The organism is Bacillus massilinigeriensis (assembly GCF_900117315.1).
Classification (GTDB): Bacteria; Bacillota; Bacilli; order Bacillales; family Cytobacillaceae; genus Bacillus_BE; species Bacillus_BE massilionigeriensis.
In genome coordinates this window covers 1,451,070-1,466,149 of record NZ_LT630337.1, presented here as the reverse complement: position 1 = coordinate 1,466,149, position 15,080 = coordinate 1,451,070, and the positions used below count along the sequence as shown (strand labels likewise).

The 15,080-nt window shown below is 34.8% G+C and carries 20 protein-coding genes; 16 read left to right on the top strand and 4 right to left on the bottom strand.

Annotation, left to right across the window (positions count from 1 at the left end; translation table 11 throughout):
- The first annotated feature begins 162 nt into the window (after nt 1-162).
- The 4 genes from BQ6100_RS07350 (at nt 163) to BQ6100_RS07335 (ending at nt 2,995) form a co-directional block, all read left to right on the top strand.
- A complete protein-coding gene (locus BQ6100_RS07350; RefSeq protein ID WP_075981052.1) occupies nt 163-792 on the top strand; it encodes a cytochrome (ubi)quinol oxidase subunit III in 630 nt (209 codons plus the stop codon).
- 4 nt (nt 793-796) lie between these two features.
- Nucleotides 797-1,132, top strand: a complete 336-nt coding sequence (gene ctaF, locus BQ6100_RS07345; RefSeq protein ID WP_075981051.1) for a cytochrome c oxidase subunit IVB — start codon at nt 797-799, stop codon at nt 1,130-1,132.
- A 205-nt stretch (nt 1,133-1,337) separates the two neighbouring features.
- A complete protein-coding gene (ctaG, locus tag BQ6100_RS07340; RefSeq protein WP_075981050.1) occupies nt 1,338-2,252 on the top strand; it encodes a cytochrome c oxidase assembly factor CtaG in 915 nt (304 codons plus the stop codon).
- A gap of 275 nt (nt 2,253-2,527) precedes the next feature.
- Nucleotides 2,528-2,995, top strand: coding sequence for a DUF420 domain-containing protein (locus BQ6100_RS07335; protein ID WP_075981049.1), 468 nt, complete (start codon nt 2,528-2,530; stop codon nt 2,993-2,995).
- A gap of 103 nt (nt 2,996-3,098) precedes the next feature.
- Here BQ6100_RS07335 and BQ6100_RS07330 read toward each other — a convergent pair whose 3' ends face one another.
- Entirely contained in the window at nt 3,099-3,458 is a 360-nt protein-coding gene (locus BQ6100_RS07330; RefSeq protein WP_075981048.1) for a YugN family protein, read from the bottom strand.
- A gap of 311 nt (nt 3,459-3,769) precedes the next feature.
- Between BQ6100_RS07330 and BQ6100_RS07325 the strand changes: the two genes are divergently transcribed.
- Nucleotides 3,770-4,204 carry a CBS domain-containing protein gene (locus BQ6100_RS07325; protein WP_075981047.1) on the top strand — a complete coding sequence of 145 codons (435 nt, stop codon included), beginning with the start codon at nt 3,770-3,772 and terminating at the stop codon, nt 4,202-4,204.
- A gap of 142 nt (nt 4,205-4,346) precedes the next feature.
- A complete protein-coding gene (locus BQ6100_RS07320; protein ID WP_235816498.1) occupies nt 4,347-5,405 on the top strand; it encodes a CAP domain-containing protein in 1,059 nt (352 codons plus the stop codon).
- A gap of 77 nt (nt 5,406-5,482) precedes the next feature.
- Here BQ6100_RS07320 and BQ6100_RS07315 read toward each other — a convergent pair whose 3' ends face one another.
- Nucleotides 5,483-5,977, bottom strand: coding sequence for a PaaI family thioesterase (locus BQ6100_RS07315; RefSeq protein ID WP_075981046.1), 495 nt, complete (start codon nt 5,975-5,977; stop codon nt 5,483-5,485).
- 133 nt (nt 5,978-6,110) lie between these two features.
- Here BQ6100_RS07315 and ylbD point away from each other — a divergent pair, with 133 nt between their 5' ends.
- From ylbD to BQ6100_RS07290, 5 genes are all read left to right on the top strand, one after another.
- The gene (gene ylbD / locus BQ6100_RS07310; RefSeq protein WP_075981045.1) at nt 6,111-6,515 is read left to right on the top strand and encodes a YlbD family protein; all 405 of its coding nucleotides are present in this window, start codon (nt 6,111-6,113) and stop codon (nt 6,513-6,515) included.
- 20 nt (nt 6,516-6,535) lie between these two features.
- Nucleotides 6,536-6,775: a YlbE-like family protein gene (locus BQ6100_RS07305; RefSeq protein WP_075981044.1), complete on the top strand. Its 240-nt coding sequence runs from the start codon at nt 6,536-6,538 to the stop codon at nt 6,773-6,775.
- Nucleotides 6,776-6,867: 92 nt separating this feature from the next.
- Nucleotides 6,868-7,290, top strand: coding sequence for a hypothetical protein (locus BQ6100_RS07300; RefSeq protein ID WP_075981043.1), 423 nt, complete (start codon nt 6,868-6,870; stop codon nt 7,288-7,290).
- A gap of 59 nt (nt 7,291-7,349) precedes the next feature.
- Nucleotides 7,350-7,790 (top strand): YlbF family regulator, encoded by a 441-nt coding sequence (locus tag BQ6100_RS07295; protein ID WP_075981042.1) that lies wholly within the window; start codon nt 7,350-7,352, stop codon nt 7,788-7,790.
- Between the two features lie 89 nt (nt 7,791-7,879).
- Nucleotides 7,880-8,155: a YlbG family protein gene (locus BQ6100_RS07290; protein WP_075981041.1), complete on the top strand. Its 276-nt coding sequence runs from the start codon at nt 7,880-7,882 to the stop codon at nt 8,153-8,155.
- 80 nt (nt 8,156-8,235) lie between these two features.
- Here BQ6100_RS07290 and BQ6100_RS07285 read toward each other — a convergent pair whose 3' ends face one another.
- Nucleotides 8,236-8,625: a DUF7147 family protein gene (locus tag BQ6100_RS07285; protein WP_075981040.1), complete on the bottom strand. Its 390-nt coding sequence runs from the start codon at nt 8,623-8,625 to the stop codon at nt 8,236-8,238.
- Between the two features lie 270 nt (nt 8,626-8,895).
- Here BQ6100_RS07285 and BQ6100_RS07280 point away from each other — a divergent pair, with 270 nt between their 5' ends.
- The 3 genes from BQ6100_RS07280 to coaD all read left to right on the top strand — a co-directional run bounded on the left by BQ6100_RS07280 (nt 8,896) and on the right by coaD (nt 11,748).
- Entirely contained in the window at nt 8,896-10,326 is a 1,431-nt protein-coding gene (locus BQ6100_RS07280) for a stalk domain-containing protein (RefSeq protein ID WP_075983469.1), read from the top strand.
- Between the two features lie 367 nt (nt 10,327-10,693).
- Entirely contained in the window at nt 10,694-11,254 is a 561-nt protein-coding gene (rsmD, locus tag BQ6100_RS07270; protein ID WP_075981038.1) for a 16S rRNA (guanine(966)-N(2))-methyltransferase RsmD, read from the top strand.
- An 11-nt stretch (nt 11,255-11,265) separates the two neighbouring features.
- Nucleotides 11,266-11,748 (top strand): pantetheine-phosphate adenylyltransferase, encoded by a 483-nt coding sequence (gene coaD / locus BQ6100_RS07265; RefSeq protein ID WP_097677902.1) that lies wholly within the window; start codon nt 11,266-11,268, stop codon nt 11,746-11,748.
- 76 nt (nt 11,749-11,824) lie between these two features.
- Here coaD and ylbJ read toward each other — a convergent pair whose 3' ends face one another.
- Complete coding sequence (gene ylbJ / locus BQ6100_RS07260; RefSeq protein ID WP_075981036.1) at nt 11,825-13,045, bottom strand: sporulation integral membrane protein YlbJ; 1,221 nt, start codon at nt 13,043-13,045, stop codon at nt 11,825-11,827.
- Between the two features lie 187 nt (nt 13,046-13,232).
- On the opposite strand from ylbJ, the gene BQ6100_RS07255 reads away from it, so the two are divergent.
- Nucleotides 13,233-14,015 carry a patatin-like phospholipase family protein gene (locus BQ6100_RS07255; RefSeq protein ID WP_075981035.1) on the top strand — a complete coding sequence of 261 codons (783 nt, stop codon included), beginning with the start codon at nt 13,233-13,235 and terminating at the stop codon, nt 14,013-14,015.
- 3 nt (nt 14,016-14,018) lie between these two features.
- Nucleotides 14,019-15,041 carry a SepM family pheromone-processing serine protease gene (locus tag BQ6100_RS07250; protein WP_075981034.1) on the top strand — a complete coding sequence of 341 codons (1,023 nt, stop codon included), beginning with the start codon at nt 14,019-14,021 and terminating at the stop codon, nt 15,039-15,041.
- The last annotated feature ends 39 nt before the right edge of the window (nt 15,042-15,080 follow it).

Below are 15,080 nucleotides of genomic sequence, written 5' to 3'. Positions count from 1 at the left end.
GGCAGATGATGTATTCGCTAATTCTACTGCTACCATTGTGTTTATCGTAGGAATGGCTATTACATTTATCTCCATGTTTGTTCGTTCAGTGAAGGATGATCATGGTTATCATATTCATAAAGAAGATTTAATCGATGAGGATGATAAGGGGGTTAAGGCATAATGCACGCTGAGGAAAAATTGAATTATGAAACATGGCCAGCTGCGCCTGAAAAATCAACCCTCGAGGGGAAAAATAAGTTTTTGGGTTTTTGGTTATTCTTAGGGGGAGAAACAGTTCTATTTGCATCCCTATTTGCAACCTATCTTGCATTGAAAGATAAAGTGCCAAATGCTGACCATGCGTTAGCAAAGGATCTGTTTGAGTTGCCTTTGACTTTTGTTGCAACGATGTTACTATTAACAAGTTCTTTAACTAGTGTTTATGCGATGTATCATATGAAGAACTTTAGTTTTAAGAAAATGCAAGCCTGGTTACTCGTAACTGTATTATTAGGAGCTGGATTCCTTGGCCTTGAGGTTTATGAGTTCAGACACTATATTCATGAATATCATCACACATTTTCAAGTAGTGCATTTGGATCAGCATTTTACACATTAGTTGGCTTTCACGGGGGTCACGTAGCTTTTGGACTTTTGTGGATTACAACGCTAATTGTTCGAAATGCTAGTAGGGGTTTAAGCCTTTATAATGCACCGAAGTTTTATGTAGCTAGTCTTTACTGGCATTTTATCGATGTTGTGTGGGTATTCATCTTTACTGTAGTATATTTAATGGGAATGGTGGGATAAACTGATGGCGAACCAACAATCAAATTCAGGAAACCCAAGAGTAGACATTGAATATCGTCGTAAAAAAAGCGCGGAAGAAATGAGATATCAAGTGGTATCCTTTTCCTTGATGATTTTTTTAACCCTTATTGCATTTATAGCTGTAGGATATGATGGCTTTTCAAACTGGTTTATTGTTCCATTTATTATCCTTTTAGCAGCTGTGCAAGTGGTGTTTCAATTGTACTATTTTATGCACATGAGCCATAAAGGTCATGAAGCACCTTCTCTTTTCCTTTATTCTGGTTTACTTGTTGGATTAGTAACGATATTAGCGTTTATGACTATTGTTTGGTGGTAGTTTGATCAGAAAATCGGCTTTTTATTGGCCGATTTTCTTTTTATAACATTGAAGTGATAAAAATATCCATTTTTCAATGGAATGAAATTGAAAATAAGGATTTATTAGGTCAATTTATTAGCGAAAATAAGAGAATGCAGTCATAATCATGAATATATATTCAAATGATGTTGTAGATCTTTTTATATAAAGAGGGGATTATGTAATGCTAACACTTGAAATATTCGGATTCAGAGCACTATGGAGCCCATATTTCCTTTTTGTTTTAATACTATTATCGATAGGTTATTTTTTAATTACAGTTAAATATAGAAACAGGTTTCAATCAAGCAAACCGTTGACGAAAACCCAAGGCACATTGTTTATACTTGGTATTTTATTTATTTATATTATTAAAGGGTCTCCCATTGATTTGATGGGGCATATTATGTTTTATGTTCATATGATCCAAATGGCTGTTCTATACTTAATTATTCCACAGCTTATTATCGCTGGTATTCCGGAGTGGATATGGAGGAAAGTTCTTATACTTCCAGTAATAAAACAAGTATTTGCAATTCTTACTAAGCCATTATTGGCATTAATCTTATTTAATGGGGTATTCTCGTTTTATCATATCCCATTAATATTTGATGTGATAAAAACAAATATGTGGCTACATGGGGCATATACGAGCATATTGTTCTGCTTAGCTGTAACCATGTGGTGGCCAATTGTAAACAATCTTGAGGAACAGGCATCTTTAAGTGGGATAAAGAAGGTTGGTTATATTTTTGCTAATGGAGTACTATTAACTCCTGCATGTGCTCTAATTATCTTCTCCGATACACCTATGTACCATACGTTTTCCGACCCAAACTCTTGGGCCCAAGCCCTTGAGTTGTGTGTACCATATGGAACTCTTTCTGGAATAGAATTGAGTGGACCTGAAATGTTCAATTCCATGTCTCTTATACATGATCAGCAGCTTGGTGGGGTTATTATGAAGATCATACAAGAAATAGTCTACGGAGTTGTTCTAGGTAGGGTTTTCTTCGAATGGTATAGAAAAGAACAAAAAGTGGATGAAATTGACATTGAAATGCAAAATGCCTATATAAATCCCCGCCCAGTAGAATAATCATTTGTGAACCGAGGGGCTGTCTATATAATTTGCTAAGCATATTATATAGACAGCCCTTTTTAGCATTCACAATCATCATTTATTCAAGAATTTCACACAATCTTTACAATTTTGTCAATTTAAGCAATCTTCCTTTCACAATCTGCTTGTTTATTGAATTATGAAGGAATGTCCATTAATATTAAAGTTGATTACAAAACAATCTGTTTTGCTTAGGTAATCATACATATTTATCATACTATAACTTTAGATGGGGGAAAGAGGAAAACATAATGAACAATTCGCTGCCAGTTTTACCAACGATAAGTACTTCTTTTATCGTACTAAGTGCGATAACAGTTGCAATTGGGTGGGGCTTAATACGTCAAAAAAAGGTTGAAGCCCATAAAAAAACAATGATAACAGCTGCCGTATTTGCTCTAATATTCTTTATTATCTATGCTACACGAACAATTTTCTTAGGAAATACAGCATTTGGTGGACCAAAAGACGTAAAGATATACTATACTCTCTTTTTATTCTTTCATATTTTGTTAGCTACCACTGGTGCAGTTTTTGGAATTGTAACCCTTTTAACTGGGTATACCAATAAATTGGCAAAACACAAAAAACTAGGACCCATCACTAGTATCATTTGGTTTTTTACAGCAGTAACAGGGATAGCTGTATATCTACTTCTTTATGTTATTTATCACGGGGGAGATACGACTTCTGTCATTAAAGCTATTATAGGATTTTAGTAAACTTAGATAAAAGTATTACTTACGACTAATGAAAAAAGGATGTCTCTTAAGGCGTTATGCATCTTAAGAGACATCCTTATTTTTTATGATTCGTCGAAAACTACAATGCAAAACTTTCGATTTTAGCTTTGAGTTCAGCAAGAATTTTTTCGGATTGATCTACAAGAGACTTTGGAAAGGATTCCCCTTCTCCGTATTCAACACCGTGTGGGTAATAGTATTTTCCTAGTAGAGGAGTCATCAGTTGAATTACTGCCTTATTAGCCCCTACATCCCCTTCAGTTGCGTACCCTTGAACGCGAAGGTAGAAAATACCTTCTTTTATATCAAACTTACGATCGTATGTAACTCTTTCATAATCCCATTGTCCTTCACGTACTAGACCGTAATCTGACATTAATTCATCTAAACGAGTTAGATTTGCCTTAAATTTCTCAATCCCTGTGTTCTCGAATCTCATTTTTTGTCCCTCCTACAGTACAATCAGCGAGCATAAAATAAAAATTTAGAAGTCAGAATCTGACCTTTTTATTCAAATTTAATGATAGTAGAAAAATGTAGAAGTTGCAATCACAACATGAAAGAAAACACAGTACTTTCACAATTTTTCTATAAATTATAATGATTTTGATATTTCGGAAATATACCGCGCTAGAAAATTTTGCATAATTCCTGCAGGTGAGGGAATCATATGTAAACGGTAAATGAAAAAATATTTAGTTTTCCTTGATACTGAATACTCAAAAATATGTTTAAGGGAGGCAATAGGTTATGGAACGAGTTGGAGATGTTATGACTAAAGAGGTTGAATGCTGTACATTACTCGATAATGTTTTTGAGGTAGCAACAAAGATGAAGGAATTTAATGTTGGTGCAATTCCTATAGTGGATAATGGGAAATTAGTTGGGATGATTACTGACCGTGATATTGCCGTAAGAGGGGTGGCAGAAAAACATCCAGGTTCTACAAAGGTTGAAGTCATAATGAGTAATCAACTAATAACGGTTTCACCAGAAACAAGTACAAAGGAGGCGGCTGAATTAATGGCGAAGCATCAAATTCGGAGACTTCCTGTGGTGGATAATAATGAATTAGTTGGGATTGTTGCTCTTGGTGATTTTGCGATACGGAAGCTATCAGATGAACAAGCAGGAAAAGCTCTTTCAGAAATCTCAGAACAAGCAGCGCAAGATTTTCAACATTAAGGGCACCTATTAGGTGTCTTTTTATTGCTACTAATTTCTCACAAGTAGATTTCATTATATTGAATGAAATCTACTAAAAGAATAATAATTTCCATTAGTAATCATATAATGATAGAAAAGCGGATTGATAGGGGGAATTATTATGAAGGCAGGAACCCGAAGGATAGTATTTACCGCATTTACAATTGTCTTATTCTTGGTGATTTCAATTAAGATGAATCCTTTTTTTATAAGGGATAGTCAAGCAAATGCCGTAGAGCAGGTGACTAAAGAGTCAGAAACAGGAAAAAATAACTTCGAATGGGATTTTCCAGATGATAGCCTTCTCAATTTGATAGGAAAAGATGTGAAAGAGCTTTACCCTATACTAGGAAAGCCCAACAGAATTGAGCCATCCTTTTATGATTATAATTGGTGGGTATATAATCAGGATTTAGAATCATATGTTCAGATTGGTGTTAGTCAAAATAAGATCGTAACGATGTATTTGAATGGGAGAAATATTAATATTAAACCTTTTCAGATTGGGGATAATTATGAGGAAATCATATCAAAATATAACTTGCAAACAGAAGTAAGCTTTGAACATGAGAAGGGGTCCTATCGGTTTGAATTATCTGATGAAGATTTGAAAACACAGCCGCTACTGCCTATCAATGATTTTTTTGCACAATTATATATTGATAAATTTACAGAAAAACTATCAGGTATCCGTATTTTAGATAAGAATAACCTGATAAAACAAAGGCCTTATGAGCTATTTTACAGAGGCGATTTAATAGAAAACACGACAAAAATTGAAGATAACATCGAGAAGATTGAGCGAGCTAATGAAAAACAAATATTAGATATTACGAATATTATCAGAAAAAGGGAGAAGGCAAACCCGCTGAAATGGGATGTGAAAACAGCAAAAGTTGCATTTTTACATAGCAAGGATATGTATGAAAGTAAAGTGTTCTCCCATGATTCAAAGAGATATGGGGAATTATCTGATCGCTTAAAAGCAGGAGAAGTATTCTACCAATTAGCCGGAGAAAATATTGCTGCCAATTATATTGATGCCCCAGCGGTAGTAGAAGGTTGGCTAAATAGTAAAGGACATAGAGAGAGTTTGTTAAATGAGAGATTTACTCATCTGGGTGTTGGTGTTTATAAAAAACATTATACTCAAAACTTTATTCAAAAATGGGAGCCATGATGGATAAAAAAACAAGGCTGATCCATTGCCTTTGCTGCAATCAGTCTTGTTTTTTCTTGAGAATAAATTTTCCCTTATCAATTAATCGTTCCTGATTCAATAACGAAAAAGCTTCCGGTAGCTTGGGCAATCTTTCTACCGTCAGAACGGAAAACGTCTGATGAAAGCACCATCGTCTTTGAACCTTTATGCTCCATTTTTGCTTTACAAACAAGGTAATCCCCAATGCCTGGTGATAGATAATGGATATTTAAACTTGAAGTAACAGCCCCGTATCCCTCAGGTAGTATCATATTAGCGTATACGCCCATTGTTGTGTCAACTAGTGTTGCTGTGAAACCACCGTGGACAATTCCAAGAGTATTGTTTAATAAAGGTGTAATCGGTATTTTAATTTCAAAACCGTCACCATTCCCTGAACGCTCCATTTTCATTATTTCGCTAATATAGGTAGTTAATGACTCCTTTCTTTTTCTGTTTAAACTTTCTAATAGGTCCATTAACACCCTTTGCTCTTCTTCATTCGCTTCCTCAACATAATCATTAAATAATTGCTCTAACTGTTTTTTCACTTAAGCACACTCCAATCATATCTGCAAAATATCTTATCACTTTTTAAGGATTTTTGAAAACCATCAGAATCACCTTTTTATAACTTACTCATATGGTAATATAGGTAAATGTATTGACCTCGAGGTGACTACATTGGAAAAGAAGAGTCTTCATCCCTCTATTATTAAATTTAAGGAATTTATTAAAGCAAATCCAAAAATTATGCAGGAAGTTAGAAATGGTAAGTATACTTTACAAGAGCTATATGAGGATTGGTATTTATTAGGGGAAGATGATCCAAAATGGGAAGCATTAATAACGGGTAAGGAGGAACCCGAAGAAACTTCAATTGATGATGAAAAGGCAGATTGGGTATCAAAAATTATGAGGAATATATCGAAGGTTGATCCGGACCAACTAAATACTTATATTTATCAAGCGAACCAGGCAATCTCCTCCATTCTTGGTGTCATTTCTCAATTTCAAGGTTCAAGCCAAACAAATCATCAAAAACAGCCTTCACAACCAAAACACCCATTTTCATTTAGGAAAGACTAATGATACCGGAGTGATATGAGATGAGAAAGGATGTAATCGAGTACATCTATAGGAATAAGGAGCTTAAGCAGTTTTTAAGAGAACAATCCAGGTGGTATCGGGAGCTTTCAAGAAATCCGAATAAATTGCAAGCATTTGAAATCGCCTCTCTCCATTACTATAAGAAGACCATTCCTCATCAGGTGGAAAAATTCACTTCTGGTGTACAAATGGCGTCATTAATGATGAGCATGTTTCAGTCAATGAATAATCCATCTTAAATTTTGGCTTTCTCGATTTAGAGAGGGCTTTTTTATTTGGACTAAAAAGATAGGGGTTGCAAACAATAAATCAAAAAGGAGTGTTAATGAGTATGAGAATCTGGATTGTTCATCTATTATTTATCCCGTCCGTTCTGTTAAGCGGCTGTCATAGAGATATCCCTGAACCCGAAGCTAGTGAAGGAAAAGTATCTGTTCAAAATCTATCCGATAATCATGTTTCTCCAGTCTTTCGAATAAATGAGACAAAACCATTTCATGTACAACACCAAGTCAAACAAAATCATGTACTTGTTGAATGCATGATACCTGAAATATCCTTTAGACATAATACAGATAAGGAAACTGGGAAAATCATTGTTTATATTGATGGAAAAAGAGAAATGGAGGTATCTAGTGCAGCATTTATTATAAAGGGGCTTTCAAGTGGCACCCATACGATTAAATTAGAGGTTATTGGAACAAAGAATCAACTGGTTCAGACTGAAACCATTAGTGTGGAAATTCCTTCCTAAGGTTGGATTCTTTTCTGTTGAATCGATTCATGATAAAATATGAATCGGAGGTGAGCTATTTGCTTGCTACATTAGAAAGTATAAAGATTTTAGACGAAGCAAATGAATTGGCAAAGATGATTTTAGAGTCAGATGTTGCTGAAAACTATCGTACTCATTTATATAGAATGAAAACTAATAAAAGCACACAGCAAAAGATTCAAGCATTTGTAAAAATGAAGGATTTGTATGAGGAAGTACAGCGATTTGGCCGTTACCATCCAGATTATAAAAAGGTAATGATGTCCATCCGGGAGACAAAACGGGAGATGGATCTTGATGAGCATGTTGCGAATTTCAAAAAGGCTGAAAATGACCTTCAAAGCTTATTAGACGAAGTAAGTGTTATCGTAGGTCATTCTGTTTCAGAGCATATCAAAGTTCCAACTGGTAATCCATTTTTTGAATCAAGCTGTAGTAGTGGCGGATGTGGTTCCGGTGGAAGCTGTGGATGCTCATAAAACTCCCATCCTCCTTATTCTTTGATTGCTTTTAACAGTTTTCATATGCTAGACTTATTAAAATAAGTCTTAAGAAGGGGAAAAGAATAATGCTAGGTCAGCGCCAAGGAATGATTATCTGGCTACACTCTCTTAAACAAGCAAAAATGCTTCGAAAGTTCGGAAATGTACATTATGTATCTAAACGACTCAAATATGTGGTTCTATACTGTGATCAGAAGGATCTAGAAGGGATTATGGAAAAGATAAATTCCTATAACTTTGTCAAAAAGGTAGAACCTTCCTTTAAACCGTTTTTGAAAATAGAATATGAAAATTCTAAGCCAGATAAAGCAAAAGAATATGACTATAAGATGGGAATTTAAAGGTGAGACCTAAGTGTCTCACCTTTTTTCGTCACTTCTATATAAATAAAATGCTTAAAGAAGTGTTTTCACCTTGGTTATTATTGCATAGGCAAAATAAATCGGTTCATCCTTAATATTCCAATTAAATGCTGGTAAAACAATTCCTTTTCAGCAAACTGCACAGAAGGCTTTACATCTATTTCAATAATTTCTTTTTGTAATTCATTTGCCAGTTCAGCAAATAATTCAAATCTTTTGTTTGGGGTGCTGTGTGGATTTGGAATCCCTTCTCGACAAATATAAAGGGGCTGAAATTTCCCAGGGTCAGTCGGCTGCAAAATTACAACAAGAGATGTAACTTCTCTCTCATCCATGGTAGTATGGAAGGCCATCATATGCTGAAGGCGGTGGCTATTGGCTCTTGTAAGTTCAATTAATTCATAAAGGTCAGAATATCCTTCCCCAAGTTCAATAAATCGTTGAATCAAAATAATCTCTCCCTTATTTTCGTTCCTTCATGTTCAAATTCTAAACTCTACTTTATCATTTTCAATCATAATATAGAAGAATTTTATAGAAACCTTCAAAGAATAAAATGTTTCAAAATAATAAAGTCCCTTGTTTTTAAAAAATTTCATGTGACGTTTTTTATATGATTTGATAAGGTAGTTCTATAATATAATAGTCTAATCGCTTGAAAAAATAATCAAATTATTTTGCATATAGTACTGGAGTTATGGAAAATGAGGAAAAATCCTATGTGGAAAATATCATTAAGTTTATTTTTTGCTTTGTCTCTTATCATAGGAGGCGTGCTTTTTTGGCAATGGAGCACATACTCCGATAAAAAGGCAGACACAAAAAATATTGAATTGGAAAAAGTAGAGCAAGAAATAACAGTCGAAGCCCAAAAAAGGGAGCTTAAAATTACTCAAAAGATTTCAGGTCTGTCTTCAAATAAGGAATATCGAATTCTCGCTCCTGATCGGATTAAAAAGTGGAAATGCATGATTAATGATAAAAAAGCATGCAATTCAAAGGATGAAAACCCAAATACTTTTCTTGCAAAAAATGGGGAAATGCTGCTGCAAATAAATATTTCTATGAAGAGGTATGGAAATTCCTCCTTTTTGTTAAGTGATTGGTTTGTGACGATCCCTAATACAAAAGTAGAGAATTCTACTGTGAAAATTATTGATTATGCAAAAAGGAAGGGTTCTTGGGTTACAGGCCTGCCTCTTAAAGGAAGTAAGAATTTAGATTATATCAGTTACTACCAATATAAAGGCGCTAATGATCCCGGCTCACTTTATTGGCAACCAAAGCCATTAAAGAAAAAGGATTACCCTGTTGGAATCACAGTTTTTTATGAAGGGAAGAAAAGCCCGGATTTTCATTTTGATTCTTTGAAGAATATAGCAAAATTCCCCTATGTTTCTGTCGTTGTGTCGAGCAATTATAACGAATCGAATGGAGAAGGGGTCATCGTAATTAACCGAACGACTCAGCTTAAATTGTTGGAAAAAAGACTGGCTTATTCTTTTTATTTAACAAAATTTGATCAACTACCTCTAGAAGAAAATTGGCTGTTGGATACGCTTGCTTCCTTATCTGTTAATCAAAAAAGTAAAACAGAAAAGGGAAATAGGATGATAAAGGAAATAAGAGAAAATCTCACGAGTGAGGAGATCAAAAATTTTTTAAAGGCCATTCAAAGAGAAGAAGCACTTTTAACAACTGTCAAAATGGATGAGCTCCTAAGTCAAATGCTAGGAAAGGATACACACTTCTTTACATTAAATAAAAATGAAGCTACGAAATTTATCCCGCTTTACCTTTATGATCAAAGAAAAGTGTTGGTTAATGATGAAATTAAAAAGGATGTTCACCTAATATATCAGGATAAAACGAAACTATTCCCATTTGAAATAACAATGAAGGAATTAGGCTATCAGGTGAAAATGATGCCAGATAAACAATCCATCCTCCTAAGCAAAGGAAATAATAACTACCGATTATATTTAAATGATTACATTTTTGTCTATAATCAAGGGACATATGGATTATTAGAAAAACCATTAAAAATATTAAATGGTACGGTTTATGTAGAACAAAAATGGCTACAATCCATCTTTAAAATCGGAGTAACAGAGTCTAATGAGGAAATTCGCTTAACAACTATAGAATAGACGTCATTTTTGAATAATCATCTACAGCTTTTTAATTTCAATAAAATTTTACTACAAAAATAAAAAACCCTGCATTTCTGCAGGGTCCTTCTATATCCTCTGTAAGGAAAGAAGGCAAAGGGAGAGGAGAAACCGGAGGAAGAACTTATGGGGAAACGTAAGTCTTCTCCGCGGTTGGCAACAACACCCTCGAATAGATGTTGTTACTTACATTATCTCCACAAACCAAAGGGTTATACATGGGGTGGGATAATTTTTTCATCTCAATCTCCTCATTTATTTCTGAATATTTTGGATATTGTCGATTCCTATCTAATTATGTTAGGATAAGTGGGAATGAAATTTAATAATGATTGTGGTGATAAGAATGAGAGTAGTGTCCGGAGACTTTAAAGGAAAAGCATTAAAGGCTGTTCCGGGTTCTTCAACAAGACCAACAACAGACAAAGTAAAGGAAGCCATATTCAATATAATTGGTCCTTATTTTGACGGAGGGATTGCTCTTGATCTTTTTGCTGGGAGCGGGGGTCTTGGCATTGAGGCTTTAAGCAGGGGTGTAGAAAAGGCAATTTTCATTGATCGTGACGGCAAAGCGATTCAAGTCATTTGGGAAAATATCAAAAATTGTGGACTTGATGAAAGAGTTGAAGTATACCGAAATGATTCGGATCGAGCATTGAAGGCAATTGTTAAAAGAGAGTTAAGTTTTGACTATATATTTTTAGATCCACCATACAAAAAGCAACAGCTAGAGAAAATAATAGGGATTATTGATAAAAATAAATTATTGCAAAAAAATGGTGTAATCGTATGTGAGCATAGTTCAGATATTACCATGCCCACTCAAATTGGAGATTTTAATAAAACTAAGCATGAAACATATGGTATTATCGCCATTTCAATTTATACATATGAGTTCGAACAATAAGGGGGATGTCAGTGAAACGTATTGCAGTCTGTCCAGGTAGTTTTGATCCGATTACTTACGGGCATATTGATATTATTAAAAGAGCAGCAAAGGTGTTTGATCAAATAAAAGTTGTTGTCATGCATAACTCATCTAAACACCCACTTTTTACACCAGAAGAACGAATGGATTTAATAAAGGAAGTGACAAAGGATATTCCTAATGTCCAGGTCGATACTTCAAGTGGGTTATTAATGGATTATGCAAAAAGTGTAAATGCTAATGCCATTATTAGGGGTTTGAGAGCAGTTTCCGATTTTGAATACGAAATGCAAATTACGTCAATGAATAGGGTATTAGAAGAAAATATAGAAACGTTTTTTATTATGACTAATAACCAATATTCTTTTTTAAGCTCTAGTATAGTGAAAGAAGTAGCCAAATATCATGGGAATGTTTCATCCCTGGTACCGCCTTATGTAGAGCTTGCATTAAATGAGAAGTATGCAAAATAAAAATAATTGATATTTAAAAGGATGAAAAAAGGCTAAAGAAATCATCAGCCTTCTTTCATCCTTTTATGCTTTAAATCTAATTTTCTACCTTCTTCATTCTTTTAAAATAAATGAGAATATAAATGATTAACGCTATTATTGTTAATAATGGACCTGTATCCTTAATAATTATCAAACAATCATACATCCAAGAGCTTTCATTAATCATAAAGGCAGGTAATGCATTCGATTGTTGTTCTATTTGATTATTTCGAGTATAGACGGGTTCCCAAAGGAGAAAAGCAAATATACTGGCGAAAAAGCCGTGACATATTCGGGCAATGAAAAAAGGTTTGAAGCGAATGTCAGTTTGTGCAAGTATACTGGCAACCTGAGCTTGAACACTAAAACCACTGAAAGCTAAAATAAAACTTGTGACAATGGCCTGATGCATTAAACTAGCTTCCTCGACCCCACTAGTCAATTTACTTCCTAACGTAATCTCAAATAATCCAGAAATAAACGGGATGCTAAGTTCTTCTGGTAAACGGAATAGCTGAAAAATATATTCGACGCCCAAGCTCAAAATAGCTGTAATATGTAAAAGAGTTAGGAGCCTGTTTATTACAGAAAATAAAATAATAAACCCGCCGATCATTAATAGTGTTTGAATAGATGACATGACTGCATCACCTAAAAGTTTCCCAATGGGGCGCTTATCGTTAATCCTCGTTCGATGCAAGGCGATAAAGGCTCTTTTTATTGAAATTCTTCTACTTTCTTTCCTTCTTTTACTCTTTAAATCTCTCCCGTAAAAACGCATCATGAAACCGACGCTTAAGTTTCCTAAATAATGCGATAAAGCTAGGAGAATCCCTAATTGAGGGTTATTAAAAAAGCCAACAGATACTGCACCAAAAATAAATAAGGGATTTGACGAATTTGTAAAGGAGGCTAACCGTTCCGCTTCGATTTTTGTTAGTTGCTTTTCCTGCCTTAGTCTTGCGGTGAGCTTTGCACCTGCTGGGTAACCTGATGCCATCCCCATCGCCCACACAAATCCACCTACACCAGGAACTTTAAACAAAGGCCTCATAAAGGGCTCTAATAAAACTCCGATAAATTTTACTACTCCAAAGCCTATTAACAGCTCTGTCACAATAAAAAACGGCAGGAGGGATGGAAAAACAATCATCCACCACATATTCAGACCTTTTACTGAAGCATCTACTGACTCTTGGGGAAATGAAACCATTGAAATGGCTATCATTAGTACAGTAATAGATAGAAATATCGTTTTAAGTTTGGATCGAAACACGCTTTCTTTGCCTCCCTCAAAGGTGAACTTACCGTGCAACTTTTTATAAACAATGATAGAATGTTTGTAATAATTTTTGTATTATGCCTTGTCCTCATATATTTCAATATACTCATAGAAAATGAAATTAGACCATAAGATTGAATTAGTCAGAGGAAAATTGATACACAGTAAGGAGGGTCCTTGAATGCATCAACCTAAAATTGGCCTTGCTCTTGGTTCTGGTGGTGCACGCGGGTTTGCTCATTTGGGTGTAATCAAGGTATTAGTTGAAGAAAGGATTCCTATTGATTTAATATCTGGAAGCAGTATGGGCGCAATGATAGGATGTTTTTATGCCGCAGGACTAGATATTGAGCGATTATATAAATTATCAAAGGTATTCAAACGTAAATATTTTTTGGATTTTACTGTCCCTAAAATGGGGTTTATTGCAGGTAAAAGGGTGAAAGAGTTTATTCGAATGTTTACACACGGCAAAACATTGGAACAACTGGATATTCCAGTTTCTGTAATCGCTACAGATTTATTAAGTGGTGAAAAAGTGGTGTTTAATCAAGGTTCCATTTCTGATGCAGTAAGAGCAAGTATTGCGATACCAGGAATCTTTGTTCCAGAAAAGCATAATGGCCGCCTACTTGTTGATGGAGGTGTAGTGGACAGGGTTCCTGTCTCTGTTGTGAAGGAAATGGGGGCAGATATTGTCATTGCAGTGGATGTTGCACATGTTAAAACAAATACAGAGATTACTTCCATTTTTGATGTTATTATGCAAAGCATCGATATCATGCAAATGGAGCTTGTTACCAACCGTGAAATCGCATCTGATATTATGATACGCCCTAGAGTAGAAAATTATAGTTCAAGAGCTTTTACAAATATCGATGAAATTATTAAAATGGGTGAGGAAGAGACTAGGAAGCATATTCCAAAGATTAAACAATTATTGGAGCAGTGGGAGGAGCAGTAGTTAATGAGGAAAAAGATTTACATCCGTTCTTTTGGCATTATCATCATACTCATTTTTTTAGCAAGTTCGTTCTATTATTTGCCGTTTTATGTTTCTAAACCTGGTATGGCAAAGGAGCTCGAGCCAATTATTAAAGTTGAGGATGCTTTTGAAGAAGAAGGAAGCTTTATGCTAACAACTGTAAGAATGGGAAGAGCCAATATCTATTCTTATGTAATCGCAAAATTAAGCAAGTACCAAGATATTTACCCATTAGAAGCCATTAGAGCAAAGGATGAATCTGAAGAAGAATATAATGTACGTCAGCTTTATTTAATGTCAAGTTCTAAAACAAATGCCATTGAAGTTGCTTATAAGAAAGCAGATATCCCCATCCAATATGATTACAAGGGTGTTTATGTATTAAATGTTGTTGATGACATGCCCGCAGAAGGTAAGCTTAAGCCTGGTGATCGAATTTATAAGGTTGATGGCAAGGATTTTGATTCTACTGAACAGTTTATTAATTACGTAAGCAAGAAAAATGAAGGCGATCGAGTAAAATTAGCTTTTCTTCGTAATGACCAAAAGGGGGACATCACCCTTTCACTTAAAAAGTTTCATGATGACCAATCAAAGGTAGGGGTAGGAATTTCGCTAGTAGATGACAAAGAACTTGAAGTGGAACCAACCGTTCACGTAGAGACTAGCGATATTGGTGGTCCATCAGCTGGACTAATGTTCTCACTTGAAATATATAATCAATTGACGAAGAAGGATTATACAAAAGGTTACAAGATTGCAGGGACAGGGACGATTTCAGTTGATGGTACAGTTGGACCTATCGGAGGGATTGAGCAGAAAATCATAGCAGCAGATAAAGCCGGTGCTGAAATCTTTTTTGCGCCAAATGAAAATGGTGAGAAGAACTCAAACTATCGCGATGCAGTTAAAACAGCAAAGGATATCGGAACGAATATGAAGATTGTACCGGTTGATACATTTGATGATGCTTTGGAATATTTGGATTCCATTAAAGCTAAATAAACAAAAAAATGGGGAGAGGTGTCACTTCTTCCCATTTTT